This is a genomic window from Clostridium celatum (genome assembly GCF_021412605.1).
Lineage (GTDB): Bacteria > Bacillota > Clostridia > Clostridiales > Clostridiaceae > Clostridium > Clostridium celatum.
This window is the reverse complement of record NZ_JAJKGM010000004.1, coordinates 54,403-78,137: the sequence shown is the minus strand read 5'-3', so window position 1 is coordinate 78,137 and position 23,735 is coordinate 54,403. Positions and strand designations below refer to the sequence as shown.

Annotated in this window: 24 protein-coding genes and 1 riboswitch; of the genes, 3 read left to right on the top strand and 21 right to left on the bottom strand. The window is 28.3% G+C overall.

The features are described from left to right. Positions 1-232 precede the first annotated feature (232 nt). Both LPC13_RS03085 and LPC13_RS03080 read right to left on the bottom strand, forming a co-directional pair. Positions 233-1,588 carry a PFL family protein gene (locus tag LPC13_RS03085; protein WP_005213911.1) on the bottom strand — a complete coding sequence of 452 codons (1,356 nt, stop codon included), beginning with the start codon at positions 1,586-1,588 and terminating at the stop codon, positions 233-235. 21 nt (positions 1,589-1,609) lie between these two features. Continuing rightward, the gene (locus LPC13_RS03080; RefSeq protein WP_005213910.1) at positions 1,610-1,879 is read right to left on the bottom strand and encodes an ACT domain-containing protein; all 270 of its coding nucleotides are present in this window, start codon (positions 1,877-1,879) and stop codon (positions 1,610-1,612) included. Positions 1,880-2,058: 179 nt separating this feature from the next. Between LPC13_RS03080 and LPC13_RS03075 the strand changes: the two genes are divergently transcribed. Beyond that, the gene (locus tag LPC13_RS03075; RefSeq protein WP_005213909.1) at positions 2,059-2,205 is read left to right on the top strand and encodes a hypothetical protein; all 147 of its coding nucleotides are present in this window, start codon (positions 2,059-2,061) and stop codon (positions 2,203-2,205) included. A 36-nt stretch (positions 2,206-2,241) separates the two neighbouring features. Here LPC13_RS03075 and LPC13_RS03070 read toward each other — a convergent pair whose 3' ends face one another. Continuing rightward, complete coding sequence (locus LPC13_RS03070; RefSeq protein ID WP_005213908.1) at positions 2,242-3,528, bottom strand: sensor histidine kinase; 1,287 nt, start codon at positions 3,526-3,528, stop codon at positions 2,242-2,244. 238 nt (positions 3,529-3,766) lie between these two features. On the opposite strand from LPC13_RS03070, the gene LPC13_RS03065 reads away from it, so the two are divergent. Together LPC13_RS03065 and LPC13_RS03060 are read left to right on the top strand one after the other, a co-directional pair. Continuing rightward, positions 3,767-4,348 carry an accessory gene regulator B family protein gene (locus tag LPC13_RS03065; RefSeq protein WP_005213907.1) on the top strand — a complete coding sequence of 194 codons (582 nt, stop codon included), beginning with the start codon at positions 3,767-3,769 and terminating at the stop codon, positions 4,346-4,348. Beyond that, the gene (locus LPC13_RS03060; RefSeq protein ID WP_195245125.1) at positions 4,326-4,463 is read left to right on the top strand and encodes a hypothetical protein; all 138 of its coding nucleotides are present in this window, start codon (positions 4,326-4,328) and stop codon (positions 4,461-4,463) included. The genes LPC13_RS03065 and LPC13_RS03060 overlap by 23 nt, the downstream gene beginning before the upstream one ends. A gap of 87 nt (positions 4,464-4,550) precedes the next feature. On the opposite strand, the gene LPC13_RS17065 is transcribed toward LPC13_RS03060, so the two are convergent. The 18 genes from LPC13_RS17065 to LPC13_RS02970 form a co-directional block, all read right to left on the bottom strand. Beyond that, positions 4,551-5,819 carry a sensor histidine kinase gene (locus LPC13_RS17065; protein ID WP_005213905.1) on the bottom strand — a complete coding sequence of 423 codons (1,269 nt, stop codon included), beginning with the start codon at positions 5,817-5,819 and terminating at the stop codon, positions 4,551-4,553. Beyond that, a complete protein-coding gene (locus tag LPC13_RS03050) occupies positions 5,819-6,538 on the bottom strand; it encodes a LytR/AlgR family response regulator transcription factor (RefSeq protein WP_005213904.1) in 720 nt (239 codons plus the stop codon). The genes LPC13_RS17065 and LPC13_RS03050 overlap by 1 nt, the downstream gene beginning before the upstream one ends. Before the next feature lie 181 nt (positions 6,539-6,719). Continuing rightward, positions 6,720-9,098, bottom strand: coding sequence for a homocysteine S-methyltransferase family protein (locus tag LPC13_RS03045; RefSeq protein ID WP_234088586.1), 2,379 nt, complete (start codon positions 9,096-9,098; stop codon positions 6,720-6,722). After that, complete coding sequence (locus tag LPC13_RS03040; RefSeq protein WP_234088585.1) at positions 9,088-9,753, bottom strand: methionine synthase; 666 nt, start codon at positions 9,751-9,753, stop codon at positions 9,088-9,090. The genes LPC13_RS03045 and LPC13_RS03040 overlap by 11 nt, the downstream gene beginning before the upstream one ends. A gap of 166 nt (positions 9,754-9,919) precedes the next feature. After that, positions 9,920-10,375 carry an S-ribosylhomocysteine lyase gene (locus LPC13_RS03035; protein WP_005213901.1) on the bottom strand — a complete coding sequence of 152 codons (456 nt, stop codon included), beginning with the start codon at positions 10,373-10,375 and terminating at the stop codon, positions 9,920-9,922. A gap of 22 nt (positions 10,376-10,397) precedes the next feature. After that, positions 10,398-11,273 (bottom strand): methylenetetrahydrofolate reductase [NAD(P)H], encoded by an 876-nt coding sequence (metF, locus tag LPC13_RS03030; protein WP_040419621.1) that lies wholly within the window; start codon positions 11,271-11,273, stop codon positions 10,398-10,400. Between the two features lie 120 nt (positions 11,274-11,393). Further along, positions 11,394-11,497: riboswitch (SAM riboswitch) on the bottom strand. 44 nt (positions 11,498-11,541) lie between these two features. Beyond that, the gene (locus LPC13_RS03025; RefSeq protein WP_005213899.1) at positions 11,542-12,492 is read right to left on the bottom strand and encodes an MraY family glycosyltransferase; all 951 of its coding nucleotides are present in this window, start codon (positions 12,490-12,492) and stop codon (positions 11,542-11,544) included. A gap of 221 nt (positions 12,493-12,713) precedes the next feature. Then, complete coding sequence (locus LPC13_RS03020) at positions 12,714-13,361, bottom strand: V-type ATP synthase subunit D (RefSeq protein ID WP_005213898.1); 648 nt, start codon at positions 13,359-13,361, stop codon at positions 12,714-12,716. A gap of 3 nt (positions 13,362-13,364) precedes the next feature. Continuing rightward, entirely contained in the window at positions 13,365-14,747 is a 1,383-nt protein-coding gene (locus tag LPC13_RS03015; RefSeq protein ID WP_005213897.1) for a V-type ATP synthase subunit B, read from the bottom strand. Next, positions 14,740-16,515, bottom strand: coding sequence for a V-type ATP synthase subunit A (locus LPC13_RS03010; protein ID WP_005213896.1), 1,776 nt, complete (start codon positions 16,513-16,515; stop codon positions 14,740-14,742). The genes LPC13_RS03015 and LPC13_RS03010 overlap by 8 nt, the downstream gene beginning before the upstream one ends. 17 nt (positions 16,516-16,532) lie before the next feature. Further along, positions 16,533-16,844: a V-type ATP synthase subunit F gene (locus tag LPC13_RS03005; RefSeq protein ID WP_005213895.1), complete on the bottom strand. Its 312-nt coding sequence runs from the start codon at positions 16,842-16,844 to the stop codon at positions 16,533-16,535. Continuing rightward, positions 16,837-17,838, bottom strand: coding sequence for a V-type ATP synthase subunit C (locus LPC13_RS03000; protein WP_005213894.1), 1,002 nt, complete (start codon positions 17,836-17,838; stop codon positions 16,837-16,839). Before LPC13_RS03000 ends, LPC13_RS03005 begins: the two co-directional genes overlap by 8 nt. An 11-nt stretch (positions 17,839-17,849) precedes the next feature. After that, the gene (locus LPC13_RS02995; protein ID WP_005213893.1) at positions 17,850-18,434 is read right to left on the bottom strand and encodes a V-type ATP synthase subunit E; all 585 of its coding nucleotides are present in this window, start codon (positions 18,432-18,434) and stop codon (positions 17,850-17,852) included. A 33-nt stretch (positions 18,435-18,467) separates the two neighbouring features. Continuing rightward, complete coding sequence (locus LPC13_RS02990) at positions 18,468-18,953, bottom strand: V-type ATP synthase subunit K (RefSeq protein ID WP_005213892.1); 486 nt, start codon at positions 18,951-18,953, stop codon at positions 18,468-18,470. Between the two features lie 12 nt (positions 18,954-18,965). Then, a complete protein-coding gene (locus LPC13_RS02985; protein ID WP_005213891.1) occupies positions 18,966-20,915 on the bottom strand; it encodes a V-type ATP synthase subunit I in 1,950 nt (649 codons plus the stop codon). Next, on the bottom strand, positions 20,902-21,228 hold the full coding sequence (locus LPC13_RS02980; protein ID WP_005213890.1) for a hypothetical protein: 327 nt from the start codon (positions 21,226-21,228) through the stop codon (positions 20,902-20,904). The genes LPC13_RS02985 and LPC13_RS02980 overlap by 14 nt, the downstream gene beginning before the upstream one ends. Positions 21,229-21,427: 199 nt before the next feature. Continuing rightward, the gene (locus tag LPC13_RS02975) at positions 21,428-23,113 is read right to left on the bottom strand and encodes a B12-binding domain-containing radical SAM protein (protein WP_040419654.1); all 1,686 of its coding nucleotides are present in this window, start codon (positions 23,111-23,113) and stop codon (positions 21,428-21,430) included. 14 nt (positions 23,114-23,127) lie between these two features. After that, positions 23,128-23,625, bottom strand: a complete 498-nt coding sequence (locus tag LPC13_RS02970) for a hypothetical protein (RefSeq protein WP_040419620.1) — start codon at positions 23,623-23,625, stop codon at positions 23,128-23,130. Between the last annotated feature and the right edge of the window lie 110 nt (positions 23,626-23,735).

Genomic DNA, 23,735 nt, shown 5'->3' with positions numbered 1-23,735 from the left:
TCCTATACTAAAACTATTTAACTTAAATACCTAATATAAATATATTCACTAACTTATTGCAAAAACAAATTACGAAGTAAATCATTTGCAAATTTTCACCTTACTATTTGCCACTAATTTTACTTCGCAATTTTTTGTATATTAAATATAATATTTTAAATGCAATTGAACTTTATTTAATTATAAATATAATAAAATAATTACTGCATGATTTTATCATTATATATAATACCTAATTTTTAAAGGAGTGTATAGGTGCTGGAATTCTCCCTCCCCTATTAATAAACTCCATAGAAGAATATTTATTTATATTCATAACAGGAGCTGTTCCAAGTAGCCCACCAAATTCAACTAAATCTCCAACTTTGCATCCTGGTGCTGGAATAATTCTAACAGCAGTTGTTTTATTATTTATAACACCTATGGCACTTTCATCTGCAATCATAGCTGAAATTGTTTCTGCAGGTGTATCTCCCGGTACTGCAATCATATCTAATCCAACTGAGCAAATTGCTGTCATAGCTTCAAGCTTTTCTAAATTTAGTGAACCATTTAATACTGCATTTATCATTCCTACATCTTCCGATACCGGTATAAATGCACCACTTAATCCACCAACATGACTACATGCCATTACTCCACCTTTTTTTACAGCATCATTTAAAAGAGCAAGTGCTGCCGTAGTACCATGCGTTCCTACTACTTCAAGTCCCATAGCCTCTAATACATGAGCTACAGAGTCTCCAATTGCTGGTGTTGGTGCTAATGATAAATCTACTATACCAAAAGGTGTTTTCAACCTTTTGGCAGCCTCATGTGCTACTAATTGTCCAATTCTAGTTATTTTAAAAGCAGTCTTTTTAATAGTTTCTGCAACTACATCAAAACTCTCACCTTTAACTTTTTCTATAGCTCTTTGAACTACACCTGGTCCACTTACACCTACATTTATTATTCTATCAGCTTCTCCTACGCCATGAAATGCTCCTGCCATAAATGGATTGTCTTCTACTGCATTTGCAAATACAACTAACTTAGCACATCCAAAACCTTTCGACTCTGAAGTTAACTCTGCAGTTCTTTTTATTATTTGTCCTATTTCCTTTACCGCATCCATATTTATTCCGCATCTTGTAGAACCAACATTTACAGATGCACATACTTTACTTGTCTTAGCTAATGCTTCTGGAATTGAATCTATAAGTATTTTATCACCTTTAGTGTATCCCTTATGTACAAGTGCTGAAAAACCACCAATAAAATCTATACCAAGTGTATGCGCAGCTTTATCTAAAGTTTCTGCGAATTTAACATAATTCGTTTCATTTGTTGCTCCTGCAATTATTGAAATAGGAGTAACAGATACTCTTTTGTTTACAATAGGAACACCAAACTCATTTTCAATTTCATCTCCCACTTTCACTAAATCTTTTGCACAATTAACAATCTTATTATATATTTTTTCTCTAGCTTTATCTCCGTCAGAATCTATACAATCTAAAAGAGAAATTCCCATAGTTATAGTTCTTATATCTAACTTTTCTTCTTCTATCATCTTAATGGTTTCTAATATATTATTTGTATTCATTGCTTTCCCCCCTTTACTGTTTTATAAAGTATGCATTGATTTGAAAATTTCTTCTCTTTGTATTTTTACTTCAACACCAAGATCTTTTCCTCTTAGTTCTAACGACTTTTTAATTTCATCAAAACTATTACTACTTAATTTCAAATCTAGCATCATAATCATGGTAAAAAATTCACCCATAATCGTTTGATTAACATCTAATATGTTAACATTTAATTTTTCGAGTTCTGCACTGATTCCTGCTATAATCCCTACTTTATCTTTCCCTATTACAGTTAATATAGCTTTCATTATAAAATCGCCCCCAATTTATTTCATCAAAAGGTTATATATAATATAAATGTAAAATTTATACAACCTCTATTTTATTCTATCCTATTTGAAAGTTAGATGTCAATTTCTAACATTATACTTATAATAATAATTATTTATTTTTTAGTAATACTATATTTATAAGGTAGGTGTTCACTATGTCAAAATCATCAAATACTAATAATACATATTCAATGTCTAAAATAGGTAATTTTACTAAGAATGCAGTTCAATCCTTTGAAACTGGAATTGTAAAAGAACATAATTATCTAGAAAAAGTTAAAAATAATCTAGATAATAAATAAAAAAAGGAGTCCATATAAATGGCCTCCTTAAAGAAATTATATACTTATGGTTATTTCTAACATATCATCATTTAATCTTATATCTAAATTTCCCTTATACTTTTCAACTATATTTTTAATATTATGTAATCCAAAACCTCTACCTTTACCCTTAGTTGAAAATTTAGCTTTTGTTAAAGAAGGTATAGTTTTCTCATCAAAATTATTTACACTGTTGGCAACTTTAATTATATGTTTATTATTTTCTAATACTGTATGTATATTTATTTTAGCATTTTCACATTTGTTAGCTGCTTCTATTGCATTATTTAATAAATTACTTAATATAATAGTTAATTCACTATCATCTAATGGTATGTTCTCTAAATCATTTTCTATTTTATGTTTGCAATTAATATTATTTTTTTCAGCTTGATTAATTTTACTTAATAATACTGCCTTTAATATAGTATTATTTATATCTGAAAGTGTATTTAATAAATTTTTATTTTCAAATATATCACCTATGTAATTTTTAGCTCTATCTTTTAACTCCTCTTGCTTACATACCTGTATCATACAATATAATATATTCAAATGATTTTTATATTCATGCTCACTTGATTTCATCTCATCAATAAGTTCTTGTATAAGTGGATTTATACTTTCTTTTATTTCTGACTTTTTATTTTTAAGATTAGTTCTATACTTATTTATAAAGTAAAAAATATTTAAAAATATTGCTGTAAAGCTTAAAAATCCTAACTCTATTAAATATTCATTTAAAATAGCATTAACTTCTATATATTCATTTAAAATAGTATTAACTTCTACTGCTAATCTAATAATTAAAAAAGCTATTAATGTATTTATACATATAATAATAATATCATTATATTTCTTTATAAATTTATCTATTTGTAGATCTTTATCCTTTGTATAAAGGTGAAAAATACTTAATAGTATTACTAACACTACTATAAACCATATAAAACTAATACTATCTGAAAATTTCCCATCAAAAAAGGCATAGGAAATCCCTATAAATGTACCAAGAGAAATTAATTGAACTAATAACGCTAAAGCTGTAGATAATATAATTTCTACAAAATTAACTATAATATCCCTATTTACTCCTATATTTGTAATTATAGCTAGTATTAAAATAAAGGCTAATAACATTGAAATACTAACTCTATCAACCATTATTACAGGTATACTTGCTATTAATGTAATAATACTACTTCTTGATATATTATATCTAATACTATTTTTATTAAGAAAAACTAAGTGATAAATTAATACTATACTCATCGCTTCTACTATTTTATAAACACTTTCCATTTAATTCCCCTATCATTTTTAAAATTTTGGTAATATCATGAATATTTTACCATACCATGTCGAAGTTTTAAATAATTTTATATACTTTTTTGTCATAAAACATATATTTTTCTGTATGATTATACTTTTAATCTATCATTTCTTCTTTAAATGTACATTTTAATGAAATTTAAATTTTTTATTAGTTTTTGTTGAATTTTTGTATTATAATAGTATTGAATAGTAAAGGAGGAATAATTTGGCCAATATTTTTATAAAAAAACAATTAGATTTTATTATTAATAATACTGGAAAAACTGATATTTATGAAATAGATAAAATAAGATACGGTTTAGAAGTTTTTTATGGAGAAATTTCAAAGTTAATTGTAATGATACTTATAGCTTTAATTTTAGACAAACTTCCTTCTTTTTTTATAATGATTACTTTATTAACATTGATTAGACCTCATGTAGGTGGAAGTCATGCTAAAAGTTTTATTAGCTGTATGATTCAAAGCAACTTATTGTTTTTAATAATATATTATTTAGCTTCTATTATTCCAAGCATAAATATATTTTTACAATTTTTCATTATAGTATTTTCTATAATAATTATTAGAAAGTTTAAACCTGTAAGTCCATTGAGAAAAACTGTAAATACTCAGTATAAAAACTTAAAATTTAAAAACATTGTCACTTTAACACTTATAACTTGGTTCATTGTGTCAAATTTAATACTTAACAATTATTATATTAATTGTGGAATATTAATTATATTATATATAATTTTTGATTTTTTAAGGGAGGTATATAGAAATGAAAAAAAAATTAATGGTTAATTTAGCTGCTTTAATGTTAGTTGTAACGCAAGGTGTTTCTGAACTTGCAAGATTACCACAAAGCTTTTTACTATGGGGTGAACCAACTCCACCAATGGAAAAGCCTGAAAAATAAGTATAGTTCTTGTTATAAAAAAATAAGCTTTAAATTATACTATATATTTTAAAGCTTATTTTTTATTCTAATTTAAACTATTAGTTTTTATTTCATAAATATTACTCTTATATTTATAATATCATCATCTAATGATATTTGAATTTTTCCTTTATGCTTTTCAACTATTTGCTTTACATTATATAGACCATAGCCTCTACCTTCCCCTTTTGTGCTATAACCCATTTTAAATATATTAGATAAGCTTTCGGCTTTTAATCCTTCAGTGTAATTTCTTACATTTATAATATAAGATTTGTTATCCTCTGAAATATCAACTTCTATTTCTTTTTTATCAATAATACTAGTAGCTTCAATTGCATTATTTAATAAGTTGCTTAATACTACAGTTAACTCTGAATTATCAAGTGAAATATCCTTTAAATTACTATTTACTCTATAATTATATTTTACATCTAATTTTTCTGCCCTTTGTCCCTTATTATAAAGAACAGCCTTAACTATAGTATTTTCAACATCTACTAGCATTGAAAACTCTTCGCTATCATCTACAATACTAGATATATATTCTTTTATTTTACTTTTTACCTCTTCTGGGCTAGAAATTTGAGCAATACTCCAAATTGTATTTAAATGATTTTTATATTCATGTTCATTAGCCTTAACTTTTCCCATTAAATCATTAATAAGTGGATTAAATGATTTTTTTATCTCACTTTTCTTTTTTTCATTTAAAACTTTATATAAATATATATAAAAATAACAATTTATTCCTAGTAATATTAACCCTAATACCGTTACCTGAATAACAATTTCAGTATCCATTAAATCATTTGATGCTAAAAGTTTTATAAATAAAAAGAATACAAAAAGATTTAAAATTATTATATTAATACTTTTATATCCTGAAAGAAATTCAGACAATCTTATTTTCTTTCCTAAAGTTGTAAACCTAAGTAATAAAACTAAAGAAATCATTATTGTCGTTATTAAAATATAATATGTAGTTAAACTTACATCATCATTGCCTAATATTAAATGCATTATAAAAGTAGCTATCAGTTCTAAAACTAATACTACTATAAAGCAAACTAACAATTCTATAAAAGTAATTATAGTATCTTTATCTTCAAGTTTACTTATCATAATTGCAATTAAAAATAACAACCCTACCAGAGTAATTAACTGATCTGACTTATAGACATTTACTGAAAAAGTATATATAACAGATGTTATTATAGCAATTAAAGTTTTAATTTTTATTCTACTAAATAATTCATTGTTTATTAATATATTATATATGAATATTCCTGTTAATATTTCAACTAATGATATTATAAACATTCCAGTATCCACTATTCTATTCCCCCCATAAATGCTTGTCTAAATGTGTAACTAAGTAGAATTTTATCTTCTATCCCCCTTAAAGATATATTCCAAGTTTTTTCATAAGTTTTTTCAATTTCTAAAACATAATCTGTATTTACCGCAAAAGATCTATGAGTTTGTAATATTTTTCTATCATCTAAAATTTTAATAAGTTTACTTAAAGAAGTTCTTTTAAATTTATAAACTCCATGAACAGTATGTATGTCACAAACCCTTCCTTCATACTCAATATAAATAATATCATTATGATATAATTTTACAGAAAGATTAGAATCTATATCTATAAAGGTATATTTTCCTTCTCTACTATTACTTAAAAGTGATGCATTTAAAAATACATTAATAATTTCTATTATCTCCTTTTCCTTAAACGGCTTTACTATAAAATCATAACAATGAACTTTTTTAAATGCTTCAATAATATGTACAACCTCTCCAGTTAGAAAAACCATCCCCGTTAATTTATACTTTTCATATTCTCTTATTTGTTTTGCAAGCTCTAATCCTGATGAATTATTTAAATTAATATCTATAAAAAATAAATTTATATCCTTTTCATTTATTAATTTAATTGCTTCATCTATAGAACCTGCCTCGTATATTCTTACATCTATAAAATTCTCCTTTATAATTGATGCTAAGGCTTGACGTTGTATCTTTTCATCCTCAACTAATAATATATTCATCTGTAGTCCTCCAACATATACCTATATGACTATATTATAATATAACTATACATAATTTGCTATATTTCGAGTAAATATTTAAATTATTATAAAATAAAAAAAACTACTTATCGTAGTCTTTTTTATTTATGATTTAAAATTTAACTCATCTATTATCTTTATTAAAATTTATAATTTAATATCATATACAATTACAATTTGCAAAATATTCTTTAGCAATTTTAACACTTTCCATTGCATCTTTTGCATAATAATCTGCATTTATCTCTTTTGCATATTCTTCTGTAAGCACAGCTCCACCAACCATAATTTTAGCATTTAAATCATTAATTTTTAATAACTGAATAGTTTCTTCCATACTTTTTACAGTGGTTGTCATAAGAGCACTTAAACCTATTAATTTTACATTTTGCTCTTTAGCACAATTTAATACTTCTTCTTTATCAACATTTTTACCCAAATCTATCACTTGAAATCCATAGCTTTCAAGCATTACTTTAACAATATTTTTACCAATATCATGTATATCTCCCTTTACTGTTGCAAGTATTATCTTTTCACTATTTATATTATCACTAATTTTTATATTATTTTTTAATATTTCAAAAGAACTTTGTACCGTTTCTGCTGAGGATATTAATTGCGGTAAAAATATTTGTCCTTTTTCAAATCTTTCTCCTACAATATTTAATGCTGGAATAATATGCTTATTTATAACATCTATAGGTTCATTTTCTTTTAAAAGTTCTTTTGTTACTGTTTGTGCTTCTTTTTTTAATCCCTTTATTATTAATTCGCTTAAGCCACTATTATTTTTATTTTCTGCTACAACTTCTTTTTTAATTTTATTTCCATATTTCTCTATGAATTTACTACCTTTTTTATCATAATTATATAGCAATTTAAAAGAATCTATCACTTCCATCATTGCTTCTGAATTTGGATTCATTATAGGTAAATTTAATCCTTCTTCTAATGCTAAAGATAGAAAAGTCTTATTTATTATTTCTCTACTAGGCAATCCAAATGATATATTAGAGACTCCTAATACAGTTTTTAAACCTAATTTTTCTCTAATTAATCTTAATGCTTTTAAAGTTTCCTTTGCACTTTGTCCATCAGCAGAAACTGGCATTACTAATGTATCTATAAATATATCTTCCTTTTTAATTCCATAGCTAATTGCTCTATTAAATATCTTTTCTGCTATCTTGAATCTTTCTTCTGCTAACGCTGGTATTCCTTCTTTATCCAAAGTTAAACCAACTACAGCTGCACCATATTTCTTCACTATAGGCAGTAATTTATCTAATATCTCATCATCTCCATTAACAGAATTAACTATAGCTTTTCCATTATAATATCTAAGTCCAGCTTCTACAGCATCTACATTAGTTGAATCTATTTGAAGAGGTGTATCTAAAATTCCTTGTAGGGATTTTACCGAATCTCTAATCCATTTTACTTCATCTATTTCTGGTAATCCAACATTAACATCTAATATAGAGGCTCCAGCTTCTACTTGCTCTATTCCTTGCTTAAGTATATAATTCATATCATTATTCTTTAGAGCTTCTTTAAATAATTTTTTACCTGTTGGATTTATTCTTTCACCTATTACTTCTACACCATTTATTTCTATAAATTTTGAAGGACTACATACAGCTGTAAAACTCACTTTAGGTCTAGAAATTATTTCTTTACTATTTATTAAAAGTCTAATTGAAGATATAAACTCTGGAGTTGTACCACAACATCCCCCTATAATAGATACACCTTCATTAATTAACTCTTCTATTCCTTCTGTAAAATCTTCTATTGAAATATCATATATTGCTTCTCCAAAAATTATACTTGGAAGACCTGCATTTGGTTGTACCATTAAAGGTAAGTTAGTATACTTTTTAATTTCTTTTATTACTTTTAAAATTTTATCTGGTCCTAATGAGCAGTTTACCCCTAAAGCATCTACACCTAATCCCTCTAAAGTAATTGCCATACTACTTGGTAGACACCCTGTAAATGTTCTACCATCCTCTTCAAAACTCATAGTACAAAATACAGGTAAATTACAATTTTCTTTTGCTGCTAAAATAGCTGCTTTTGCTTCATACAAATCTGTCATGGTTTCTATAAGGATTAAATCCGCTCCAGCCTTATGCCCTATAATTATTTGCTCTTTAAAGATTTCATATGCTTCATCAAATGATAGAGTCCCCATTGGCTCTAATAACTCTCCTATAGGTCCAATGTCTAATGCTATAAATGCATTGGTATCTTTTGTTGCTTCTTTTGCTAATGATACTGCTTTACTTATTGTCTCTTCTACAGAATAGCCACTTTCTTTAAGCTTTAATCTATTAGCTCCAAAGGTATTAGTAGTAATAATATTTGCTCCTGAATCTATGTAAGATTTATGTATCTTTATAATCATATCTTCATGACTAAAATTTAATTTTTCAGGATTTTCTCCTAACTTTAGACCATTTTTTTGAAGCATTGTTCCCATTGCCCCATCAAATAAAATTAATTCTTTATTAATTAATTCCTTAACTCCCACAATTACTTCCTCCCTTTCTAAAAACACAATCATTATATTTATTACATTTAGTACAGTCTCTCTTTGTCTTTTGTATTTTCCCCTTACTTAATCCAATAATCGCAGTTACTGATTTTCTTGGAAACAATATATTATGCTCTGTAGTTGTAACCCCTATTCTTTTGCTTGCATCAGTTACGCTTAATATTTTTTCCTGTGAATCTAATGATAAATCCCCATATCCAGGACTATATCTTGAGGTAATATTTAAATTGTTTTTCTTTGCAAATTGCTCTATATCATTTTGAATATTATCACAAACTTCTTCAATATAAGTAGTAGCACATGAATCTAAAACTATTGACTTTGTTAAACTAATCTTCTCATTGAGTATAATTTCTCTTTCGATATTTAATCCTAAAGTTACTACCATTAAGGCACATTTATCACAATGCTTTAAATGATTTTTTATATCTTCACCCTTTAAAACCAATGTAGTATCCTTTATTAAAATACCTTCATCATTATTTTCTATATTAAAATATCCATAAACATATTTAGGATCACTTTTTACAACTACTGTTTCCCTACATTCATCTATAAGTTCTTCAAGCTTTTCATCAATTATCTGTCCCCTAAAACCTAAGTATCTTAAAACTTCATCCCTATTTACCATTTAACTACCCCACTTTCAATAAAAATATACCTAACTTATAAAGAGCTTATCTGTCTAAAAAATTCATAACTTTATCTTTAGGAACTGCTATAATTTCGCTAAGCTATACATTCTTTATGAAATCATATCAGTTCCTAAAATATTATAATAGTATTTTTCGATTTAGTTATTCACCATAAATATTTAGGGAAAAACCTTTATTTAGTGCCTCTTTTGCATATTCTTTAGCTCCAAATAATGAAAGATCTCTATAATTTCCACATTGTATTTCATTTGCTGCTGGAATTTCTTTTGCTTCTAATATTTCTTTTAAAGCATTTTCTACCGCTACTTTTATTTCTTCACTATCTCTATTCCCAAATATACTTAAATAAAATCCTGTTCTACATCCCATTGGTGATAAATCAATTATTCCATCTAAATTTTTTCTAAGCTCAAATGCTAATAAATGCTCTAATCCATGCATTGCTGCTGTTCCAAAAGCCTCCTTATTAGGCTGTAAAAACCTAATATCAAATTTAGTTACCTCATCACCTTTAGGGCCATTTAATAAACAACATTTTCTTATATATGGCGCTTTTACCTTTCTATGATCTAATTCAAAGCTTTCTACTTTTTCCATAATTCATTCCTCCTAAAATTATCTATTTATTAATAGAATTAATAATTGAACTGATACTATTATTAATTTTCCTAGCAACATATGCATTATTCATACTATATAAATGTATTCCATCTACTCCACTAGAAATTAAATCTACTATTTGTTCAACAGCATATGCAATTCCTGCATCTCTTAATGCTTCTTTATCATACTCATATCTTTCCATTATTTTAATAAACTTCTTTGGCATATTTACACCACATAAAGATGTTATTCTTTCTATTTGCTTTTTATTTACTACAGGCATTATTCCTGCTTGTATAGGAGATTTTATACCTAATTTCTCTTTCTCTTCTAATAAATTGTAGAAATGATTATTATCAAAAAATAATTGTGATATAAATTGTGATGCTCCACTTTCTTCTTTAATCTTTAAATGAAGCATGTCCTCTTTTAAATCTCTCCCCTTTACATGCCCTTCAGGATAACATGCACCAAGTATGTTAAAATCTCCTCTTTTCTTTATATGAGAAATTAATTCATATGCATATTTAAAATCCCCTTTATGATTCCCCCCCTCTGGAACATCTCCTCTTAAAGCTAATATATTTTCAATACCATTAAATTTTAAATCATCCAATATAATATTTATTTCTTCTTTTGTTGAATTAATACAAGTTAAATGTGCAACTGACTCTACACCATACTTATTTTTTACTATTGATGATAACTCTGTTGTTTTATTTTTAGTTAAACTACCTCCTGCCCCATAAGTAACGCTGATGTAATCCGGTTTCAAATCTTTTAGTTCTTCTAAAGTTGAGTATATAGTATCAATAGATGATGTTGCTTTAGGTGGAAAAATCTCAAAAGAAAATACTACCTTTTTACTTTCAAATAACTCATTAATTTTCATATAAATAGCCCCCAATCTCATAAATAAATTACTAATTTCTTAACTAAAAATTATTTTTTAAGCACAAAAAAACCTAAAGGATATTTCCCTTAGGTTAATATAATTCATGCCTATAAAATATCCTTATCTATCAGCCATAAGCTGTTGGAATTAGCACCACATTAATATAGTTAATAGGTTGCCGGGTTTCAACGGGCCAGTCCCTCCACCACTCTTGATAAGTTTTAATATATTATACTATTTCTTTACATTCTTGTAAATAGCTTTATTATTTTATTAGTAGTAATATAATTGATACTATGCTACAAGTTAAACTTATTATACTTATATATGTAACAACTTGGTTTGTATTAAATCCTTTTGCTTGAAGTCTGTAATGTATCTGACTTCTATCTGCTTGATATACTGGTTTTCCTTCTGAAAATCTCTTAAATACAACAAATAAGTTATCAAATATAGGTACTGCAAGTGCTAATATAGGTATCATCAAACTCAATATTGTTGCTCCTTTAAAAGCACCATCTAAAGCAATTATACTTAAAATAAATCCTAAAAAGTTTGCACCTGAATCTCCCATAAATATCTTTGCTGGATACTTATTATAAAATAAGAAAGCTAATACTACAGCCCCTAATATAAGGGAAAATAATAATGATGTAGGTTGAACTAATATTATAGCAGTTGTTGCAAAAGTCATTGCTGATATAAATGATAATCCTCCTGCTAATCCATCCATTCCATCAGACCAATTTATAACTGTTGTTACTCCAAAAATCCAAGTTATAGTTAAAATAAACTGAACTATTTCCGGTAAATGCAAGTATACCCCAGTTAGTGGATTGGTAAAGCCTTCAAAAGATACTCCTGATTTATATACTATAACTGCTGCTAATAATTGTATTATTAATCTTGGAGTTATAGCAAATTCTTTTCCAACGCTCTTATAATAGTCATCTACTATTCCTATTAATAAAATTAATAATGCTCCTACAAAAATTCCATACTTTTCATCAAAATTATTATTACGAAGTATTATAAAATATGCTGTGAAAAATCCAATAAACATAGATATTCCACCACAAAGAGGAATTTCACCCCTATGCTTTTTTCTACTAGTAGGTTTATCTGTAAAATTATATTTAAATGATAACTTCATTAGTAATGGAGTTATCAAAAATACTATAGAAAAAGCAATAATTATAGCTATGAAATAATTCATTAAAACTCTCCTTGTTATATCAACTTATATTCTTCTTACGTATTCTATAAGCATTATACTATTAAATCTTCTTTTTATCAAATATATAATTTATATCCATAATATGAAAATAACAGGTATAAATATAGCTTTATACCTGTTATCCCTAGTGATAATGTGTTTAAGTAAAACTAATTATTTTTACTTATACCGTAGACTTCATAAGAAGATACTTATTAATACTATTCTGCAGCTCTTGCTTGAATCATATCTTTAACTTTCATAAGTCTAGTTAAAGCTCCTCTTTCATTTTCATCAAGTTTCATTCTTATAAACTTAATAGTTTCTTGTAATTGAGGAATTGTCATATATTCAAGAGCATTAACTCTTCTTCTTGTCTTTTCAATTTCATCAGCCATAAGCTGTGTTGATTTTTCAACTTCAGCTAATTCAAGTAACTTTGGAAGTATTGACTCTAGCTTACCTATAGCATCATCTAATTCAGAAGATGTATTTGCAAAACCATATGGGTAAATGCTTCCTTCACTATCTTGTAATTGTCTGTGGAATTTCATTTGTGGAACATTAACACTCATTATGTTTTTTGTTCCTACTTCAACAGATACGCTATCTTTTGGATAAGCAACTGCTTCTTCTAAGAATTCTGAACTCATTACAGCACTTGCCATAACGAAATCTTTAAAAGACCCTTCAAGTTCAGCTTCTACCGATTTTCTAAGTTCATTGTTATATTTAACAAGGTTAATGAATTGTCTCATTAATTCATCTTGTTTATCTTTAAGAAGCTTATGCCCTCTTGAAGCTGTAGATAGTCTTTTCTTCAGCTTAGATAGCTCCATTCTAGTAGGATTGACATTTAACTTTGCCATATTCTACTCTTCATCTCCCTTTGGCATATACTTTTCAAGATATTCATCTCTGATTCTCTTAAGTTCTGTCTTAGGAAGAATCTTAAGTAATTTCCAACCTAAATTTAAAGTTTCTTCTATTGATCTATTTGTTTCAAACCCTTGAGAAACATATTGTTCTTCAAAAGCTTCTGCAAACTTAGCAAATTTCTTATCTGTATCTGATAATGCAGATTCACCTAAGATTGCTGATAATTCCTTAGCTTGCTTACCTTGTGCATAAGCTGAGAATAATTGGTTCATTGTATCAGCATGGTCTTCTCTAGTTTTTCCTTTACCGATACCCTTATCTTTAAGTCTTGAAAGTGATGGTAGAACATCTATTGGAGGCATAATTCCCTTTTTGTATAATTCTCTTGAAAGGATTATTTGCCCCTCTGTAATATATCCAGTTAAATCTGGAATTGGATGTGTTTTATCATCTTCAGGCATTGTTAATATTGGAATTTGAGTGATTGATCCACCTCTTCCATTAATTCTACCTGCTCTTTCATATAATGTAGAAAGGTCAGTATATAGGTAACCTGGGTAACCTCTTCTACCAGGAACTTCCTTTCTAGCAGCTGATACTTCTCTTAAAGCTTCAGCATAGTTAGTTATATCAGTCATGATAACAAGAACATGCATATCTTTTTCGTATGCTAAGAATTCAGCAGCAGTTAATGCCATTCTTGGAGTAGCTATTCTTTCGATAGCTGGGTCAGAAGCAAGGTTCATAAATAATACAGCATTATCTATAGCACCAGTCTTCTTAAATTCATCAACGAAGAATTGAGATTCTTCGAATGTTATACCTATAGCTGCAAATACAACGGCAAAGTTAGCATCTGAATTTAAAACAGTCGCTTGTCTTGCTATTTGAGCAGCTAATTGTGCGTGTGGAAGACCTGAACCAGAGAAAACTGGTAACTTTTGTCCTCTAACAAGTGTATTTAATCCATCAATAGCAGATATACCTGTTTGTATAAACTCTGATGGGAAATTTCTTGATACTGGGTTAATTGCTTCCCCATTTATATCTAATTGCTTTTCTGGTATTATCTTTGGTCCATTATCAATTGGATGACCCATACCATCAAATACTCTACCTAACATATCTTCTGATACACCAAGTTGAAGTGGCTTACCTAAGAATTTAGCCTTAGTTCCTTTTAAGTTAATTCCTGAAGAACCTTCAAATAACTGAACCATTGCTTTAGATCCATTAACTTCAAGAACTTTACCTCTTCTTAATTCACCAGTTTGTATTTCAACTTCAACTAGTTCATCATACTTAACGCCGCTAACACCTTCAACAACCATTAAAGGTCCAACAACTTCTGTTACTGTTCTATATTCCTTAAGCATTAAGAACTCCTCCTTCGCTAATTAAAGTATCGATGTCAGCTCTTAATTCAGCAGCAATATCATCCATCTTAGCAATGTCATCTTCATGGATATACTTACTTCTTGCAATTTTATCTCTTACTTCTAAGTTTAATACCTTATCTAAGTAAATCCCTGCATCTAAAGCTCTTTCAGCTTCTTTTCTGAATAATAATACAAGCTTTAACATTCTATATTGTTTATCAAGTGAAGTGTAAGTATCTATTTCGTGGAAACCATTTTGTTGTAAATAGTCCTCTCTTATAGACTTAGCAACTTCTAATTTTAATCTATCTTTTTCTGATAATGCATCAATACCAACTAAACTTACTATTTCTTGAAGTCCTGATTCTTCTTGAAGTAAAGTCATAGCTTCTTGTCTAAGACTTGACCAATCATCAGCAACTGTCTTGTTTAAGTAACTATCTATAGTATCAGCATATAATGAATAAGAATTAATCCAGTTTATAGCTGGGAAGTGTCTCTTATATGCAAGTTGAGCATCTAATCCCCAGAAAACTTTAACTATTCTAAGTGTTGATTGAGTAACAGGCTCAGAAAGGTCTCCTCCTGGAGGCGAAACCGCACCGATTGCAGTAACAGCACCTTGTCTTCCATCCTTACCTAAACAAACAACTTTACCAGCTCTTTCATAGTAATCAGCTAGTCTTGAACCTAAGTATGCTGGATATCCTTCATCCCCTGGCATTTCTTCAAGTCTACCAGACATTTCTCTTAATGCTTCTGCCCATCTTGAAGTAGAGTCAGCCATGATTGATACTGAGTATCCCATATCTCTGAAGTATTCAGCTATTGTGATACCTGTATATATACAAGCTTCTCTGGCAGCAACTGGCATGTTTGAAGTATTTGCTATAAGAACTGTTCTCTTCATTAGAGATTCACCAGTTTTAGGGTCTTTTAATTCTGGGAATTCATTAAGAACATCTGTCATTTCGTTACCACGTTCACCACATCCAACGTAAACAACTATTTCAGCATCTCCCCATTTTGCAATTTGGTGTTGAACAACTGTCTTACCTGCTCCGAAAGGACCTGGTACTGCAGCCGCCCCACCCTTAGCTACTGGGAAGAAAGTATCTATAACTCTTTGTCCTGTAGTCATTGGTGCTTCTGGTTTTAATTTTTGTGCAAATGGTCTACCTTTTCTTGCTGGCCATTTTTGCATCATTTGAACTTCTTTGTCTCCCTTTGCAGTTTCAATAACGCAAACTGTATCAACAACTGTGAAGTCTCCTGATTTTATTTCTTTAATAGTACCTTCTATTCCGTAAGGTACCATTATTTTGTGAAGAACAACTGCAGTTTCTTGAACTGTACCAATAACATCTCCAGCTTCAACCTTATCTCCAACCTTAGCAACTGGCGTAAAGTTCCATACTCTTTCTCTATTTAATGAAGTAACTGAAATACCTTTTGTTAAGAATGGTGATTGAGCTACTTTTTCAAATGCGTCTAGTGGTCTTTGTATACCATCAAACATTGACTCTATAAGTCCTGGCCCAAGTTCTATACTTAATGGTTCACCAGTTGTAACAACTGGGTCCCCTGGCCCTATTCCTGTAGTTTCTTCGTAAACTTGGATAGATGCCTTATCGCCTCTCATTTCAATGATTTCTCCGATAAGACCCTTTTCTCCAACCTTAACCATGTCGTATATATTTGCTTCGTCCATTCCTTCAGCAACAACTAAAGGACCTGCAACCTTGATTATCTTTCCGGTCTTCAAATCTCTAACCTGCCTTCCTATAAAATATTTACACCAACAGCTTTTTCCACACTATCACTAATTCTCTTTGAACCTATATTTAAAGTTCCTTGATTGCTTGGAATTAATATTACAGCAGGAAGTATTTGCTTATTGTAACGTTCAATTGTTTCTTCAATTGTAACTGCAACTTGTTCTGTTACAAAGATAACTGCATATCCATTCATAGCCATTCTATCGACTGCAATTCTTGCTTCATCAGCTTCTACTACTGGAAATACATCAATTCCTAGAGCTTTAAAAGCTAAAACTGAGTCTTTATCGCCAACTACTCCGATTTTCTTATACATATATATCACGCAGCCTTTCTCTTATTACTCCTTCAGCAATATTATTAAGCTTTCCTACCATAATAATTCTTATTATTTTAATTTCTGTTTCTTTAGCATAAATGTATGATAATATTCTTTCTGGTCCAAATGATACAAGCTTACCACTCTTCATTATATCCATTATATAGTTATCACTTAATTTTTCTAAAAGATTTGCTGAATTGCTAGCTATGTAACCTTCAACACCTTCTTTTATTAAATCTGAATATATGCTAGAGCTTAATTTAGAAATAATATTTTCAGGTGTCTCATTTATTATAGATACTAAAGTATCCTTACTTATTGATCCACCCTTTACTAGCACTTCATTTGCAAATTCTCTTCCCTTACCTTGCTTTTTAATTCTTAGTAAAGTCTTAATATTTGTAGAATCAATAATTGCATTTACAAGCTTATCTGTAAACTTATAGTTTAAAGATTTTTTAATTTGAACCAACTCGTCAAACATATATTTATCTACTATAATATCAATATTTTGAGGATCTTTGTTTGTTTCAAAATCAGCTATTACTTCTAAAACTGCTTTTTCTACATTTCCCTTTAATTCTCTAAAGTTATCTGTATCAATTTTTCTCTTTAGCTCATTTAAATCTTCTCTTCCTAAGTCTATTAACATATTAGAAAAGTCTTTATTTAAGAATTTTCCTTTTAATAATACCTTTATATTGTGGTACTTATACTTAGTACTCATAAGATCTACGATTTCTTTTACTGGACAAAGTTCATAAACTAATTTATATACTCTTTTAAGTTCATTACTTAAAATTTCTTCATAATCACTAGCTCTTTTAACATTGCCCATTAAATTTGCATACTCAGTTTCCCCAAGTATTTTTAAAACCTCATCAGCAGAATTTGCTTCTAGCATTCTTTCTACTTTGGCTTTATCAAGGAGTCTTGTTTCCAATACCCAAATTCTTGAAAGAGCTTGAGTAAATTGCATTACATCCATACTACCCCTCCTTAATTAAATAACACCTTTGCTACTTCAAACTCTAACTCATCTCTTAATGAGCTTACTAAAGCTTCATAAGTGCTATTTATTTCTATGCCGTTATTTTCTAAAATGAAACCACCTTTAAAGTTTCCAACTGTTTCACTTAAAGTAATCTCTGCATTTACTTTTGAATTTAATTCTTCTATAAATGATGCATTTACAAATTCTAATCCTTGCTTATTTAGGATTAAGTTTTGTTTACCACTTAAATTCATTGAAGAAATTGTATTTCTTACAAAATTTAAGAATTCTTCTTTAGAAAGCTTAGTTAATTTATCTATGCTTTTTTCAAATACTTCATCTATAATTTCTTGCTTAACAGCTAATTTATTATTTCTAACCTTTAATTTAGCTCCTGAAATTACTCTTTCCTTTTTAGATTTAGCTTCTATTTCAGCTTTTTCTAAAATTTCTTTTGCAATTTCATTTGCACTACTTTCTTTTTTAGAAACAATTTTGTTTCTTTCTTCTTGTGCTGTAGCTAAGATATTTTCCTTTCTAGCTTCTGCATCCTTAAGGATCTTAGAAGTCATATTCTTTACATTTGACATATTTATATCTCCAATCTTATATTGTCAGACTTATTACATTGCCATACTTACTAGCATGAATGATATAACGAATCCTAATAATGCATAAGTTTCAACCATTGCTGATAAGATGATTCCTTTTGTATTGTGTTCTGGTCTCTTAGCTAATATTTGAATACCTGAAGCAGCAACTCTACCTTGAGCTATACCTGAGAATAAACCTGCTAAAGCTATTGGTAAACAAGCACCAATTAAGTATAAACCTTGTTCTAAAGACATTCCTGAAGACATCTTAGTGTAAGCAACGAAACCAACAACGAAACCGTATAAACCTTGAGTACCTGGTAATAATTCAAGAACTAATGCTTTACCGAACTTTTCTGGTTCTTCTGTAACTAATCCTGAAGCTGCTTCCCCAACTAGTCCAACACCTTTAGCTGAACCTATACCTGATAATCCAACTGCTAATGCAACACCTATAGCTGCAAATATTAACCCACCGTTATTTTCCATAAAAAATTGTATCCATGTCATATTCATTTTAAAATCCTCCTAGTTTTCTTTTAAATTCATATATTTTTCTGATGCTTTAAATGGAGTAAATGCTTTTCCTCCACCTTCATAGAATTTTGAGAAATATTCTACGTATTGTAATCTTGCTGTGTGAACATATGCTCCAAGTAATCCAAGTAATAGATTAAATACGTGAGCTGCTACGAACACGAAAGGTAATAATATAATTGCTGGACCAGTTAATGATTTCATTAATAAGTTTAATGCTCCTGCAATACATCCACCTGATAATCCAAGTGCCATAAGTCTTGTATATGATACTAAGTCACCTATATAACTTGTTATTCCATATAAAGCATATAGCCCTTGCCCAATTTGAGCTCCTTTTGTTTTTTCTGCTCTACCACCAGTTAATACTATAACAAGCATACCAAATATCATAGCAGCTATTGCAATATATTTAACTACTGATGGCCAACCTAACATTATACAACCAGCTAATACACCAATTGATATTAAAGTTATAAGCCATGAACCAACATCATAAAATGCATCTTTAGGCTTTCCTGATTTAATAAGTGTATATGCTTTTATACATAAACCAAAGAATATTTGAATAACACCAAATACTATTGAAGCAACTAAAAGAGTATTAACATCTTCAGTTGGATTTATAAGTCCTGGTATTTTCACAGCATCACCAAAGAATGATCCATAAATTAACCCTATAACTATAGTTGGTATACTTAAGAATAAGAAGAATCTTGCGAAATCTTCATTTTTCTTATTTAGCTTTAAGAATTTCATTGCACAAAATGCAGCTATTAACATTACTAATCCATATCCAACATCAGCAACCATCATACCAAAGAATATTAAGTAGAATGGTACTAATAATGGTGTAGGATCTACTTCATTATATTTAGGCAGGCTGTACATTTCTGTAACAGATTCAAAGGTCTTATTCAGTAATCCATTTTTAAGTTTTACAGGAACTTCTTCAACCTCATCTTCCTTAACCTCTTCAAATGCAATGTAATATTCATCTTTTAAGACTTCGTTACATATATTTTGAAGTTCTTCATTTTTCTCTACTTCACACCATCCTTGAATAGTAACAGTATTAGTAGTTCTTAAAAAATTATTTGAAGCTTTATATCTTAAAACTTGATTTGAAAGATAGTCATAAACTAACTTCATTTTCTTAAAATCTTCTTCAAAAGAAGCTATTTCTTCTTTAATAAAGAATATTTTTGATTTTAACTCTTCTATTTGATGAGCATTGTTAGTAATTACCACTTGCGGCACTTTATCAAATTCAGATTTAAATGAGCTAAATCCAAATCCTCTTAAAAGTGATAATGTTTCATCATATTTTTCTTTTTCCACTATAACTAAAACATTAGTATCACTATTGCCTCTTGAGATAATTTCAACATATCCTGCATCTAAAGCTTTTGTAAGTTCTTCTTCACATTGCTTGGAAATACTTCCCACAAAGCTACTTACCATTTTCAACTCATTTAGAGCTTCAAAAGAAATATCTAAGGCTTGCCATGGAGTTAAAACTTCAATTTCGCCTTCTAGCTTAGTAATTTGGCCTTCTATAGCGTGAAGCTCATCTTCCTTTTCCTTAACCTTGTTGTAAATTTCAAGCCAGTTAATTTTATTAACTGCATTTTCTAATTCCTCAATAGTTAAGTCTTCCTTGTCATCCTCTAATGCTTTTAAACCTGACTTTTTAGGCATATAGCTATTTAAAAAGTCTAGAGTCATTTTAGCCTTTGATAAATCTTCTTCATACTTTGCTATGTTTGAATCTACTTCATCTTTTGAAAGTGATTTTAAATATTCGTTAGCTTCTAGTAAATTCTCATCTTGTAGATTTATAAATTCTACATTTGAAAATCCTTGTAATCTTTGAAGTAACTCTTCTTTCTTTGATTCAAAGGTTAGCAAAGTGAATTTGTTCATCTTAACTATTGCCATGAATCTTCACTATCCTCTCAACAACTATATTAATAGCATTATCTTTTATTTCTTGAGACATATTTTTTATAGCCTCAATTTCTTTTTCACCCATCTCTAAGATAGGTTTAGCTTTGTTGTTTCCTTCTTCTAAAGCAGCATTTAATAAATCATTTGCTTTTGTTTTTGCAACGCTTATTATTTCATCATATTTAATGTTTGCTTCTTTAGTAGCTTCATTTACAACTTCTTTAGCTTTTTGATTTGCTTCAGAGATCATTTCTTCTGCTTTCTTTTCAGCCTCTTTTATCTCATTAATTGCTTCTAATGCCAAAGTCTCACCACCTTTACTGTAACAACTTGGATAATATAAATATTAATACTTTATATAGTATTAATTACTTTTTATCTCTTTTTATTATACACGGTTTTAACAATTTTTCAACTTTTTTTTGTTAACATTTCCTAAACAATATTTTATTTTTATAAATATTACTATTTTGTGAATATTTTTCTCTTATATTTTTTTGCTGTTATTCCCATTGGATTTTACTTACTTTATTTGTTATATCTATGATATCGCCCTCATATCCTATTAAGAAATAACTTCTATTTTTATTAATAACCTCTTCATCAATAAACTTATTGATATCTACACAAAAACTTTCTATGTAATAATCCTTAAAAGAATACTCCTCTCTAAATATTTCTTTAATTTTATGTTCCTTTTCTTTTTCAATATCGCTTTTTAAGAAATCTGGCATCCCTCTTCTCTTATTAAATTTTAAGTAGTCATATTTTATTATGTCACGTAAAATATTACTATCTAACTTTGTTATTTCACTATTAAAATCTAAAAATACCTTGTAATATTCACTATTTCCTATGTTTCTATCAAAATACCCCTTTAAATCAAAGTAGTTTCCTAGCGCTAAATAAAAATCATACGGAGTGTCAAAGGATTTAATTAAGTATTTAATTATATTATTAAACTTTTGAGAATTATAATACTTATCTACCATATGTTCTACTTTTTTTAATACTAACAATTCATCATAAGATACATCTTTTGTTTCTAAAATTTCATATGGTGGAAATGGTGAGTATTTCATTCCATATTCCTCAGCCTCTTCTCTCATAGAAGATCCTCTAAGTAATTTTAAAAATCCTAATTGAATTTCTTCTGGTTCAATACTGTAAACATCATTAAAAGATTTTTTAAAAGATACTATATCCTCACCTGGAAGTCCTGCAATTAAATCTAAGTGTTGTTTAATATTTCTTATTTCAAGTAACTCAACAACTTTTTCCTTTATATCGCTAAAGTTAACAAATCTATTAATCCTACTAAGTACATCATCATTAGTTGTTTGAACTCCAACTTCAAACTGAAATCTATCCTTTGGCGCTTTTCTTAAAAGCTCTAATTCTTGCGGCTTTAGTATATCTGCTGATATTTCAAAATGAAATTGAGTTTTAGTATCTGCATTTATTAAAAACTCCCATATTGCCATAGAGAATTTAAAATTACAATTAAAAGTTCTGTCAACAAATTTAACTAACTTAACTTTTTTATCAATAAAGAACTGTAGCTCTTTCTTAACTCTATCAATATCTAAGAACCTTACACCATGAGTAGTTGAAGATAAACAATATTTACAATTAAATGGACATCCCCTAGACCCTTCATAATAAACTATTTTATTATCTAAATTTTCATCTTCCTTGTAAGGAAATACTATTTCATTCATATTCATAAGAGGTCTATTACCATTAGCTATAACTTCGTCATTTTCTTTAAAGTATAGACCTCTAATATCTTGAATATTTCCTTTACCTAATTTATATTCAATAAATTCCCTATAAGTTTTTTCACCTTCTCCACAAATAATATAATCACCTTCAAGTTCTTTTAATATATTTAAACTATCATATGATACTTCAGGCCCACCATAAAGTATTTCTATATTCTTATTAACTATTTTAATAAGTGAAGATAATCTTTTTACCATTTCTATATTCCAAATATAAGTTGAAAAGGCTACTACATCAGGTTTTTCTTTAATTATCTCTTCTAAAACTTTTTCATCTCTATCATTTATAGAAAACTCTCTTAAAGTACAGTCATAATTAAGATCTTCTGTAAATGCTTTTAAATATCTTATAGCTAAATTGCTATGAATAAATTTAGAATTTATTGCTGTTAATAAAACTTTCATTTTTCTTCCCCTTGTTAAATAATTTTTTCTGCTTTTATAAAAAATATATCCTCCCATACTTTTTCCTCTTTTATCTCATATATTGGACTTATTATTTTCTTTGTATCCTCTATATTCGACTTGACTATAGGATTTAAATTTTTAAACTCAAATTCTTTTATCTTGCCTCTAGGCAATACTGCCATTACATTACTACTAAAAACTTCCCCCATTTCTTTATTGATATCCCAAATTAAAATTTCTCCACCTTTCTTAACATATTTACTAACTTCTTTAACTAGGTTCGCTCTTTCTCCTTCTCTCCATATGCTACTTAAAGAAAAAAACATAGTACAGGTGTCATATTGTTCTACCATTTTACTTTCTTTAATTTCACATTCCACATAATCTACACAAACCTCTTCTATTACATCTTCAGAAATGTTATATATAACTCCATAGCTTTCCCCAACATCTAAAATATCACCTTTTACTCTAACATCTGTAAGATTTAATATTATTGTTTTTCCCATAAGATTCTCCTTTACATAATATAAATTTTTCATTCTTTATTGTTCAATATAGAACTACTATAAATTTATTATGTAATGAGTAAAATTATGTTATTTTTATTTAACTCCTC